Raw genomic sequence first — 11,590 nt, 5'->3', positions numbered from 1 at the left:
GCGACGATGGCCCGCGGACTCTGTCCGTGGAGTGGAGGGACCGGTCGTGGCCATCACCGATGAGGGCGCGACGCACGGCGCCGTCGACGAGCCCGGGGTGCGGGGCACCTCCGGCGCCGCGAGCCCCGAGCGGATCGCCGCGCTGTTCTCGTCGTTGACGTCGATCGCCGAGGGGCTCGACCTGGACGCGGTCCTGCACCGGATCGTGGAGGCCGCCGTCGAGCTGGTCGACGCCCGCTACGGGGCGTTGGGTGTGCTCGACGAGGCCGGTGCCGGCCTGTCCCGGTTCGTCTACACCGGGTTCGACGAGGAGGCCAGGGACCGCATCGGTGCGCTGCCCCGTGGCCACGGCCTGCTGGGCGAACTCATCCGCCGTCCCGAGCCCCTGCGGCTCGCCGACCTGCACGACCACCCGTCATCGGTCGGGTTCCCGGCGCACCACCCGCCGATGCGCAGCTTCCTCGGTGTGCCGGTGCGGGTGCGCGGGGCGGTCTTCGGCAACCTGTACCTGACCGAGAAGCGCCGCGGGGAGTTCACCGCCCAGGACGAGGCGGTGACGGTCGCGCTGGCGGCGGCCGCCGCGGTGGCGGTGGAGAACGCCCGGCTCCACCAGGACACCCGGCGGCTGGTCGCGCAGGCGCAGCGCCGGCAACGCTGGCTCGAGGCGTCGAGCGAGATCACCACGCAGGTCCTCGCCGGGGCCGATCCGGCCGAGGCGCTGGTGCTCGCCGCCGAGCGGGCCGCCGAGCTCTCCGACGGGGTGGGCGCACTCATCACCACTCCGCCGACGGAGGCGGACGAGGAGGACCACGCGCCGCCGGTGCGGGTGATGGTCGGCGTCGGGCTGGAGGACACGGTCCCGGTGGGGGCCCGGGTGGCGATCACGGACTCCCCGCTGGCCGCGGTCGCCCGGACCCGGACACCGCGGGTCGAGGACGATCTCGTGCTCACCGTGGACGGGCACGACCACCGGCTCGGTCCGGCGTTGCTCGTGCCGCTCGACGGCGCCGAGATCATCACCGGGGTGCTGGTGGTCGTGCGCCGCCGGGATGCGGACGGGCTCGACGTCGAGGGCCTGTCGACCGTGGCGTCGTTCGCCGACCAGGCGGCGCTGGTGCTGCGGCTGGCCGAGTCGCAGCGCGCGCGGCGCCAGCTCGACGTCGCGACCGACCGGGAGCGCATCGCCGCGGACCTGCACGACCACGTGCTCCAGCGCTTGTTCGCGCTCGGGCTCGGGCTGCAGGCCACGCAGGCCCGGCTGCGGTCCCAGCCCGAGGCCGCGAGACGGGTGAACGAGGCCGTCGACCAGGTCGACGGCATCGTGCGGGACATCCGCACGAGCATCTTCGACCTGCACGCCGTCGGCGGCGCGCCGGGGCTGGGCGGGCGGTTGCGCGGCGCGGTCGCGGAGATGTCGGCGCACGTCGAGGTCGAGCCGGTGGTGCGGATGTCGGGGGCCGTGGACGCCGTGCCCGAGGAGCTCGCGGTGCAGGTCGAGGCCGTGGTCCGCGAGGGTGTCTCGAACGCGGTGCGTCACGGTGGCGCGCACTCGGTGGTCGTCACCGTCTCGGTGGACGACGTGCTCGCGGTCGACGTCACCGACGACGGGGTCGGCATCCCCGACACCGTCGCGCGCAGCGGACTGGCCAACCTGGTGGGCCGGGCGCACGCCCTCGGAGGGGACGCGACGGTGGGCCGGCGACCGAACGGGTCGGGCACCCGCCTGACCTGGTGGGTTCCCCTCGACCCGCCCTCGGCGGTCGAGGGTCGGGGATGCTGACCCGCCTGCTCAGGCGGTCCTCGCGTGGGTCCCCGCCCCGGCCCAGGCGCTCGCCTCGTCGACCTGGGCGAACGCGAACTTCCGGACCTCGGGATGCAGGAGGGTGCCGGCGATCCGCGCGGCGATCCCGACCGGCTGGCCGTCGACGGCCAGCGCGACGCGGCCGATCCGTCCCTGGTGACCGCCCACGAAACGCAGGTGCTGCACGAGCGCGCCGACGTTCTCCCAGCCCGGGAACGACGGCGCGTGCAGGACGAGCCCGGGGAGCTCGGTGTGGTCGGCGAGCCAGCTGTCCACCGCCGAGGCGATGGACTCGATGTCCTCGCGACGCAGCGGCTGGCCGACGTCGACCACGACGACGCCGGCGGCCGGGTCGACCCGGACGGTCGCCAGCCGGCCCGGCAGGGACTCCAGCCAGCGCAGGGCCTCGTCGCGCTCGCCGGCCCCGAACACCCGGACGTGCCCGGGGAGGAAGAAGCCGGCGAGCTGGGTCATGTCGCGGACCCAGTGCAGGTCGCTGACGACGGCGCAGCCCTCGAGGTTGCGCATCGCGGCGAGCCCGAGCTTGACGTCGGCCCAGGCGCCGTCGGGGGTGAGGCCGCGGAAGTCCTCGTCGACGACGCACAGGAAGCGCAGGCGACGGCCCTCCCGCGCAGCGGCGTCGAGCATGGGCACGACGACCGCGTCGTAGTCCTCCCGGCTCAGGGTGCCGACCGCACGGACGGCGTCGATCCCGGCCGGGACGTCCGGATCTGTCTCGATCATGCGTCGAGTCCACCCGGACCGGGCGTCGCGGCCACCGGCCGGACGGCCCGGCGCGCCGGGCCGCTGGTCCCGATGTGCCCGAACCCGCCGATCCGGGGACCGGGGTCGCACGCAGACGGGCCGTTGGTCCCTGACCCCGCACCGTGGCCGGGGTGACGGTCGTGTCGGGCCCGCCGTTCGACGGGTCGATCTCGACCGCTGAGCGGAGGAGTCATGAGCGAGCAGACCACCGGCGCACGTCCCGGAACGCGGGCGCGACCGACCGGGGTGTCGGACGGGACGAGCGCGCCCGCACAGGCCCCGGAGGCGGGCGCCTGGACCGGATGGGTGCGCTTCGGCGCCGTCGTGATGCTGGTCGTGGGGATCTTCGGCGTGATCGAGGGGCTGGCGGCCATCCTGACCCCGACGTACTTCGTCACCGCCACGGGCACGGTGCTCGTCCTGTCGTGGGCGACCTGGGGGTGGGTCCACCTGATCCTGGGCGCGCTGGTCGCGATCGTCGGGGCCAGCCTGCTCGGCGAGGCGCCGAGCTGGGCCCGGGGCGCGGGGATCGGGCTGGTCGCGCTGAGCGCGATCGTGCACCTGATCGTCATCCCGGTCGCACCGATCTGGTCGATCGTCGTGATCGCGCTGGACATCGTGATCCTCTACGCGCTCATCACGACCTGGGGCGAGCCGCTGGGCGCCCGGCGCTGACGCGGACCGCCCACCACGACGAGCCGCACCCGGCAGCGCAGGAGCTGCCGGTGTGCGGCCGTCGTCTGCTCGCCCACCCCGAGCCCGGGAGAGCCCGGGCTACGCCGGCACGGCACTGCCGTCGGTCCGCTCCGAGGTGGTGTGGTCCGAGGCGGTGTGGGTGGCGGCGTGATCGGCCGGCTCGCGGAGCGGCGCCGACTCCCGGGCGACGAACGAGCCGAGGTCACGGACGGTGTCGAGGAACTGGGCCGGGAAGACGATGGTCGAGTTGCGCTCGATGGCGATCTCGGAGAGCACCTGGAGGTTGCGCAGCTGCAGCGCCACCGGGTGCTCGGTGATGACGTCGGCGGCCTCGGCGAGCTTCCCCGCGCTGAGTGCCTCGCCCTCGGCGGCGATCACCTTGCCGCGCTTCTCCCGTTCGGCCTCGGCCTCGCGGGCCATGGCCCGCTGCATCGACTGGGGGAGCTCGATGTCCTTGAGCTCCACCAGCTCGACGAGCACCCCCCACCGTTCCGTGGTCAGGTCCAGGATCTCCTTGATCGACTCGTTGAGGGTCTCGGTGTCGGAGAGCACGGCGTCGAGCGAGGAACGGCCGACGACGTTGCGCACCGTCGTCTGCGCGATCTGTGAGATCGCGGCCTCCACGTTCTCGATCTCCACGATGCACTTCACCGCATCGACGCGGCGGAAGTAGGCCACGGCGGCCACGTTGATCGAGACGTTGTCCCGGGTGATCACCTGTTGGGACGCGATCGGCATGGTCACCGTGCGGAGGGTGACCTTCCGGAGCCGGTCGGCGACCGGGACGGTGAAGCGCAGCCCGGGCTCGCGGACCCCGCGCAACCGCCCGAACCGGAAGACGACCCCACGCTCGTACTCGCGCACGATCGAGATCCCGACGCTGCTCATGACGTGTCCTCCCGGTGCGGGGTCCGCGTCGCTCACGGACCACCTCGCCCGACCACATCCCGCCGGCCCCGGCCCGTGGCAGGACCGGACGTCACCCCGCACGCGGCACAGGTCCCGATCCCGGGACCGGATCCGGGTCGGACGGCCCGTGCGACGAGGACCGATCGCTTCTGGGACGCGCGCCGCGCCGGGAGGAGCCTCCGGATCTCGGGTCGACCGACCACGGGAGGGGTCATGATCTTCGACGATCGCGAGGACGCCGGGCGGCGGCTCGCCGACCGTCTGCGGGAGCAGGCGGGTGGGGACCTGGTGGTGCTCGGGGTGGCGCGCAGCGGCGTCCCCGTCGCCGCCGTCGTGGCGCGGGCCCTCGACGCCGCGCTGGACGTGGTCGTGACCCGCAGGCTGGGCATGCCCTTCCAGCCCGGCGCGGCCCTGGGGGCGGTCGGCGAGCACGGGGCCCGGGTGGTCGACGACGACCTGGCGTGCACCGTGGGCACGACCGAGGCGGAGCTGGCCGAGGTCGAGCGCCGCGAACGGGAGGCCGTGACACGGATCGTGGAGCGCTACCGGTCGGTGCGGCCGCGGGAGCCGCTGGCGGGCCGGACCGCCGTGGTCGTGGACGACGGCGCGGTCACCGGCAGCAGTGCCCGGGCGGCGTGCCTGACGGCCCGTGCCCGCGGCGCGTCACGGATCGTGCTGGCGCTCCCGGTCTGTCCGCGGGATGCGCTGCCCGCACTGCGGGAGGTGGCCGACGAGGTCGTCACGCTCGAGGTCACCCGCGAGCGCCGCGCCGTCGGCGAGGCATACGCGGTCCACCCGCCCGTCGACGACGAGGAGGTCGTCGCCGTCCTGCGCTCGCGGGCGCCGGTCCGCGCCACGCGGCCGATCGACGGCGAGCCGGTGGCCCACGTCGACATCCGGGTCGAGCGGGCCAGCGTCGCGGGCCACCTCGTGGTGCCGGTCGAGGCGACCGGACTGATCGTTTTCGCCCACGCGAGCGGGAGCAGCCGCTTCGACCCCCGGCACCGGGAGACGGCACGGTGTCTCCGCGCCGCCGGCCTGGCGACGCTCGTCGTCGACCTCCTGACCCCCCGCGAGGAGATCGTGCGCGAGCGCGTCTTCGACACCGGGACGCTCGCGACCCGCCTCGCCGCGGTCGTCGCCGACGTCCGTCGCCGCCCGGCCTGCCGCGGACTGCTGATCGGCCTGCTCGCGGAGCGCACCGCGGCCGCGGCGGCGCTCGCCGTGGCCGCCCACGTCGACGTCGCCGCCGTGGTGTCCGCCAACGGTCGGCCCGACCTGGCGGCACGGGAACTCCCACGGATCACGGCACCCGTCCTGCTGGTCGTCGGCGACCGGGACCCGGTGCTGGTCGAGCTCAACCGCCGCGCACGGCAGACGTTGCCGACGACCAGCCGGCTCCTGGTGGTGATGGACACCGGCGCGATCGACGGGGAGCACGGGGCGCGGACGCGGGCGGCCGAGCTGGCGTGCGACTGGTTCGCCCGCCACCTGCCGCGGGCGACCGCACCGCTCGACGACGCCGCCCCACGGGCCGCCGTCCGCGTCGGGTCCTGACCGGAGAGGAGGAGCTCATGGGACCGGAAGGCACCTGGCGCAACGAGCTCGGCGCGACGATGACCCTGATCGCGTCGCCCGACGGACTGCTCACCGGCACCTACGAGTCGCACGTCGGCCGCGCCGCCGGCTGTTACCGGCTGGCCGGGCGATTCGACCCTGCGCCTCCGGAGGACGCGCACGCGGCCGTGGGGTGGACGGTGGTGTGGAACAACGAGCTCGGGAACGCCCACTCGGTCACGACGTGGTGCGGCCGCTACGACCCGGACGCCGACCTGCTGCACGCGACGTGGCTGCTCACCGCCGAGGGCGCGGAGCACACCGGCTGGTGCTCCACGCGGGTGGGGCAGGACCTGTTCGTCCGCCTGGACGCGCGGGCCCGGCACGAGGGGAGCGCCTCGGCCGACGCCGCCTCGTCGACGTGACGGGTCCGTCCGCCGCGTCGTCCGGACGTGCGAGATTGGACTCGTGAATCCGGACGAGCCGGCGCGGGGTGGACCCGAGCAGCCCCAGGGCTGGACCTTCCTGACCAACCACGGGCACGTCATGGTCGCGCTGGCCCGCGATCCCGGGATCCGACTGCGGGACGTCGCGCTGCTGGTGGGGATCACCGAGCGGTCGGTCCAGTCGATCGTCGCGGACCTCGAGAGCGCGGGTTACGTGCGCCGGGTCCGGGTCGGCCGGCGCAACCGCTACGAGGTGGACCCCACGATCCCGTTGCGTCACCCGGCCGAGCGTGAGCACGCCATCGGGGAGCTGCTCCGCGTGTTCGCGCCGCTCTGACCGCGGGGGCGCGGATGGGTGTTGTCGGAATACACGAAATGTGCTTCACTCGTGGCGTCGGTGGAGGGGAGTATCCCCCGCGTCCTCGTCGTCACCACGGACACGGCCCGCGTGCCGGTCCCGGCGGGGCGGGCCTCGGAGTCGGGGCCGGGAGAGACCTCCGAGTGGTGATCACTTGGAGGCTTCCGTGGACGTTCCGACGTGGGTGTGGCCGGCGGTGCTCGCCGGCATCATCGTGATGCTCGTGGTCGACCTGGTCGCGCACCGGCGCGCCCACGCCGTCGGGGTGCGCGAGGCGGCGGCCTGGTCGACGGTGTGGGTCGCGCTCGGGGTCGGCTTCGGCGTCCTCGTGTGGTGGGTCTGGGGCGCCGAGTTCGGCCAGCAGTACTTCGCGGGCTACCTGATCGAGAAGTCGCTGGCGGTCGACAACGTCTTCGTGTGGGCGGTCATCTTCAGCTTCTTCGGGGTGCCCCGCGCCTACCAGCACCGCGTGCTGTTCCTCGGTGTCGTCGGCGCCCTCGTCCTGCGCGGGGTGTTCATCGCCGGCGGGGCGGTGCTGATCGCGAACTTCTCGTGGGTGCTCTACCTGTTCGCGGCGTTCCTCGTCGTCACCGGCGTGCGCATGGCGCTGCAGCGCGACACGCACGTCGACCCGTCGCGGTCCCGGGTCCTGCGCCTGTTCCGCCGGCTCGTCCCGATGACCGACGCCTACCACGGACAGCGCCTGCTCATCCGTCGCGGAGGCGTCCTGCTCGCCACGCCGCTGCTCGCCGTGCTCGTGCTCGTCGAGGCGACCGACGTCGTGTTCGCCGTCGACTCGATCCCGGCCATCTTCGCGGTCACCGACGAGCCGTTCCTCGTCTTCACGGCCAACGCCTTCGCCCTGCTCGGGCTGCGCGCGATGTACTTCCTGCTGGCCGACCTGGTCCACCGCTTCGTCTACCTCAAGCTCGGGCTCGCCCTCGTGCTGGTGTGGGTGGGCATCAAGATGGCCCTCAAGGTCGACGTGGCCTACATCCCGACCCCGATCTCCCTGGCCGTCATCACGGTGATCCTCGCGGTCTCGATCGGGGCCAGCTGGTGGACCACGCGGGGGCTCGTCGGCTCCGCCGTCGCCCCTCCCGAGGGAGCCTCGCCCTTCCGCGAGGCGACGGAGGCCGAGATCCGGGAGCTCGAGCCGGTCCTCCGGAGCCCGGCCGGACGACGCCGCTCGTCGGCGCCTCGTCGGTGAGGGGGCCGGCCCGGTGCGAGCCGACGGCCCTCCGCCGGGAACGGCGGGACCATCGGCCCTCGTCGGGCCGGTGGCCGCGCCCGAGCATCGCCGGTATGACGACAGCACAGGACTCCGCGACCACCCCGGCCGCGCCGGAGGACCTCCCGGAGAGCGCCCCGACCGACCCGACCCCCGGGAGCCGGGACGGCGACCGGGTGGCCGACGTCCTCGACCGGGGACTGCGGCGGGGCGCGGCGGCGGTCGACCAGATCCGGGACCGCCTGCCCGCGGACCCGGTCCCGATCTACCTCGGGATCACCGCGCTCGCGGTCACCGGTCTCGTGAGCTGGCCGGTCGCGGTCGCGGCGGGGTGCGGGTACGCCGCCTTCCGACACTGGGAGCCGCGGCCCAGCGGGCCGCACCACCCGGTGGCGACGCCGGATCGAGGGTGACGGCGAGGTATCGTGATCGAGGAGCTGACCGACCTGCCGCCCGAGATCGACGGCGTCCGCGCGGGGGGCGTGCTGACCCGGGACGAGTACGACGCCGTCGTCCTGCCCCTCCTGCAGGAGGCCGAGCGCACCGACCGGACGATGCGCGTCCTCTGCCGGATCGAGGACGACTACACCGGCGTCACCCCGGCCGCGCTCTGGGAGGACCTGCGGCTCGGTCTGCGCGCTCTCCGGCGCTTCGCCGCGTTCGCGGTGGTGACCGACCTGGCGTGGATGCGGACGGCCTGCCGGCTCGCCGCGTGGACCACGCCGTACCCCCTCCGGGTGTTCACGACCGCCGAGCGGGACGACGCCGTCGCGTGGCTCCTCGCGGTCCACGAGGGGCCGCGCATCCGGACGCGCACCGACCTGGGGCGCGGCGTCGTGGTGGTGGAGGCCGACCGCGCCCTGCGGACCGACGACATCGACGCCCTCACGGCCGCGGTGGAGGAGGAGCTGCGGACCGCCCGCGAGCTCCGGGGGCTGGTCGTGCACGCTCCGGGCATCCCGGGGTGGGCGAACCTCCCGGCTCTGTGGCACCACCTCGGGTTCGTGGCGGGCCACCAGCACCGCATCCGGCGCCTCGCGCTCGCCATCGACGGCGTCCTCCCGGCCGCCGGGGCGACCCTGGCCGACGCCGCCCTGCACCCCCAGGTCCGGCACTTCCCCCACGACGACCTCGACGCCGCCGTCGACTGGGCGGGCGAGGACGGGGTCCCGATCGGTGCGGCCGGGGCGACCGGCACGGTCCGCGGGACACGACCGGCGTCACCGAGCGACGAGTCGTGATCGCCTGGCTCTGGGTCCCGGTGGGGCTCCCCGTGTCGTTGATGGCCCTGCTGCTCCTGCTCGACGCCCTCGACCGCCGGGTCACCCGCGGTGACGGTCCTCCCGGCGGCCGTGGGCCTCGACGCGAGCCGGGGCACCCCCTGCCCGTCCCGTCCCGCCGGGAGGATCCATGAGCACCACCACCGAGCGCCCGACGGCGAGTGCCGTGCGGCCCCTGACCGCCGTCCGCGCGACCGACGCGGACGACGTGGGGGGCAAGGCCGCCCACCTCGGCGAGCTGATCGCCGCGGGGTTCCCCGTCCCCGACGGGTTCGTGCTGCCGGCGGAGGCGTACCGGGCGGCGATGGACGCCGCCGGGGTCCGCGCGGCGCTCGCGGCCGGGCACGACGAGGCGCGGGCCGCCCCGCCCGACCGCCTCGCGGAGCTCTGCGCCGCCCTCGCCGGCCAGGTCCGTGCCGCGGGGATGCCGCCGGCCCTCGAGGAGCACGTCCGGGCCACCTGGGAAGGACTGGGGCGTCCGGTCGTCGCGGTCCGGTCGTCGGCGGTGGGGGAGGACGGCGCGCAGGCCTCGTTCGCCGGCATGAACGCCTCGTTCACCACCGTGCGCACCGCCGACGAGCTGGTGCGCCGCATCGTCGACTGCTGGGCGTCGCTCTTCGGCGAGCGGGTCGTGGCCTATCGCGCGGCCCGGGGGTACACCGGCGAGCCCGCGATCGCCGTGGTCGTGCAGACGATGGTGCCGGCCCGGTGCGCCGGGGTGGCGTTCACCGCCGACCCGCGCACCGGGGAGCGCGGCGTCGTGCTGATCGAGGCGGCCCTCGGTCAGGGCGAGGTGGTGGTGGGCGGCACCGTCGAGCCCGACACCTACGAGGTCGCCGTCGACGGCCTGCGCCTGCGGTCGATGCGCGTGGGGGTGCAGACCCACGAGGTCGTCCGCGGCCCCGACGGGGCGGACGTCCGCGTGCCCCTCGATCCCGAGCGCGGCGCGGCACCGGTGCTGTCCCTCGACGGGATCCTCGAGGTCGCCGCCCTGGCCCGGCGCGTGGAGGAGCACTACGGCCGGCCGCAGGACGTCGAGTGGGCGCACGACGGCGAGCAGCTCTGGCTGGTCCAGGCCCGCCCGATCACCACGGCCCTCGAGGAGCGGCCCGGCGGGGGTGGTCCGGCCGCGGTCCTGCTGCGCGGCCTCCCGGCGACGCCGGGACGGGTGGCCGGCCCGGTCCGCGTCCTGCACACCCCCGACCAGGGCGCCGCCCTGCAGCCCGGCGAGGTGCTCGTCGCCCCCCTGACCAACCCCGACTGGCTGCCGACACTGCGCCGCGCCGCGGCGATCGTCACCGACACGGGGGGCGCGACGTGCCACGCGGCGATCGCGGCCCGCGAGCTCGGGGTGCCCTGCGTGGTCGGCACGCGCCGGGCCACCACCACCGTCACGGACGGCCGCGTGGTCACGGTCGACGGCAGCACCGGCGAGGTGCTCGACGGTGACCGGACCACCGCTCCTGCGGGCGCCGCGGTCGCCACCGTGCCCGCGGCGCCGGTCGCGATCCGCGCCACGCCGGCGGCGCCGGCGCAGGTCGCGCCGGCGGAGGTCGCCGCGCTGGGCACCGAGGTCCACGTGAACCTCGCGCTGCCCGAGGCGGCCGAGCGGGTGGCGGCGCGACCGGGCATCGACGGCGTGGGTCTCCTGCGCGCGGAGTTCCTGCTCACCGCCGCGCTGGGCGGCGTGCACCCGCGCGAGGTCGTGGCCCGCGGGGAGCAGGTGCGGTTCGTCGACCGCGTCGCCGCGGCGGTGACCACCATCGCGAAGGCCTTCGCCCCCCGCCCGGTGATCTACCGGACCACCGATCTGCGCAGCAACGAGTTCCGGGGGCTGACCGGGGGGGAGCTCCACGAGCCGGTCGAGAGCAACCCGATGATCGGCTTCCGTGGCGCCTACCGGTACCTGCGCGAGCCCCAGGTGTTCGGTCTCGAGCTGCGTGCGCTGGCCCGGGTCCGGGAGCGGTCGCCGAACCTGCACCTGATGCTGCCGTTCGTCCGGACCCGCTGGGAGCTCGAGGCCTGCCTCGAGCTGGTGGACGCGAGCCCGCTGGGCGGGCAGCGGGGGCTGCAGCGATGGCTGACGGCCGAGGTGCCCTCGGTGGTCCACCGGCTGCCGGAGTACATCGGCTGCGGCATCGACGGGGTCTCGATCGGCAGCAACGACCTCACCCAGCTGATGCTCGGGGTCGACCGCGACAGCGAGCGCTGCGCCGAGGTGTACGACGAGGGCGACGCCGCGGTCGTCGACGCCATCGAGCGGATCATCGCGACCGCGCGACGCCACGGCGTGCCCTCGTCGCTGTGCGGCCAGGCGCCGACCCGGCGCCCGCAGTACGCCGAGCTGCTGGTCCGCGCGGGGATCGACGCCGTGTCGGTGGACCCGCACGCGGTCGACGCCGTGCGCGCGGCCATCGGCCGGGCCGAGCGGCGGGTGCTGCTGGACGCGGCGCTCGGCCCGCCGTCCGGGTCGCGGTGACCGATCGCGTCGCGGGGACCTCCGGCCCCGCCACGGGGGTCGGGAGCCCCCTCCGCCCCGGCCGCGAG

The 11,590-nt window shown here is 75.2% G+C and carries 11 protein-coding genes; 9 read left to right on the top strand and 2 right to left on the bottom strand.

Going from position 1 to position 11,590, the window contains the following annotated elements; all coding sequences use genetic code 11:
• Nucleotides 1–46 precede the first annotated feature (46 nt).
• Nucleotides 47–1,780: a GAF domain-containing sensor histidine kinase gene (locus PHK61_RS14230; RefSeq protein WP_274281645.1), complete on the top strand. Its 1,734-nt coding sequence runs from the start codon at nucleotides 47–49 to the stop codon at nucleotides 1,778–1,780.
• A 9-nt stretch (nucleotides 1,781–1,789) separates the two neighbouring features.
• Here PHK61_RS14230 and PHK61_RS14225 read toward each other — a convergent pair whose 3' ends face one another.
• Complete coding sequence (locus PHK61_RS14225; RefSeq protein ID WP_274281644.1) at nucleotides 1,790–2,545, bottom strand: SpoIIAA family protein; 756 nt, start codon at nucleotides 2,543–2,545, stop codon at nucleotides 1,790–1,792.
• Nucleotides 2,546–2,758: 213 nt separating this feature from the next.
• Between PHK61_RS14225 and PHK61_RS14220 the strand changes: the two genes are divergently transcribed.
• On the top strand, nucleotides 2,759–3,241 hold the full coding sequence (locus PHK61_RS14220; RefSeq protein WP_274281643.1) for a DUF7144 family membrane protein: 483 nt from the start codon (nucleotides 2,759–2,761) through the stop codon (nucleotides 3,239–3,241).
• Between the two features lie 99 nt (nucleotides 3,242–3,340).
• Here the strand turns inward: PHK61_RS14220 and PHK61_RS14215 are convergent, their stop codons facing one another.
• Complete coding sequence (locus PHK61_RS14215) at nucleotides 3,341–4,150, bottom strand: slipin family protein (RefSeq protein WP_274281642.1); 810 nt, start codon at nucleotides 4,148–4,150, stop codon at nucleotides 3,341–3,343.
• Nucleotides 4,151–4,384: 234 nt separating this feature from the next.
• On the opposite strand from PHK61_RS14215, the gene PHK61_RS14210 reads away from it, so the two are divergent.
• From PHK61_RS14210 to ppsA, 7 genes are all read left to right on the top strand, one after another.
• Nucleotides 4,385–5,728, top strand: coding sequence for a phosphoribosyltransferase family protein (locus PHK61_RS14210; protein WP_274281641.1), 1,344 nt, complete (start codon nucleotides 4,385–4,387; stop codon nucleotides 5,726–5,728).
• 17 nt (nucleotides 5,729–5,745) lie between these two features.
• Nucleotides 5,746–6,153 carry an avidin/streptavidin family protein gene (locus PHK61_RS14205; RefSeq protein ID WP_274281640.1) on the top strand — a complete coding sequence of 136 codons (408 nt, stop codon included), beginning with the start codon at nucleotides 5,746–5,748 and terminating at the stop codon, nucleotides 6,151–6,153.
• 43 nt (nucleotides 6,154–6,196) lie between these two features.
• Nucleotides 6,197–6,511 carry a winged helix-turn-helix domain-containing protein gene (locus PHK61_RS14200; protein WP_274281639.1) on the top strand — a complete coding sequence of 105 codons (315 nt, stop codon included), beginning with the start codon at nucleotides 6,197–6,199 and terminating at the stop codon, nucleotides 6,509–6,511.
• A 187-nt stretch (nucleotides 6,512–6,698) separates the two neighbouring features.
• Nucleotides 6,699–7,742, top strand: coding sequence for a TerC family protein (locus PHK61_RS14195; protein ID WP_274281638.1), 1,044 nt, complete (start codon nucleotides 6,699–6,701; stop codon nucleotides 7,740–7,742).
• A gap of 95 nt (nucleotides 7,743–7,837) precedes the next feature.
• Nucleotides 7,838–8,176, top strand: coding sequence for a hypothetical protein (locus PHK61_RS14190; protein ID WP_274281637.1), 339 nt, complete (start codon nucleotides 7,838–7,840; stop codon nucleotides 8,174–8,176).
• A 12-nt stretch (nucleotides 8,177–8,188) separates the two neighbouring features.
• Nucleotides 8,189–9,004, top strand: a complete 816-nt coding sequence (locus tag PHK61_RS14185; RefSeq protein WP_274281636.1) for a SpoIIAA family protein — start codon at nucleotides 8,189–8,191, stop codon at nucleotides 9,002–9,004.
• 169 nt (nucleotides 9,005–9,173) lie between these two features.
• Nucleotides 9,174–11,522, top strand: coding sequence for a phosphoenolpyruvate synthase (gene ppsA / locus PHK61_RS14180; protein WP_274281635.1), 2,349 nt, complete (start codon nucleotides 9,174–9,176; stop codon nucleotides 11,520–11,522).
• The last annotated feature ends 68 nt before the right edge of the window (nucleotides 11,523–11,590 follow it).

This window comes from Actinomycetospora lutea, assembly GCF_028737205.1.
In the GTDB taxonomy this organism is placed as follows: Bacteria; Actinomycetota; Actinomycetes; order Mycobacteriales; family Pseudonocardiaceae; genus Actinomycetospora; species Actinomycetospora lutea.
The sequence above is the reverse complement of the archived record's forward strand: the minus strand, read 5'-3'. Positions and strand labels throughout refer to the sequence as shown.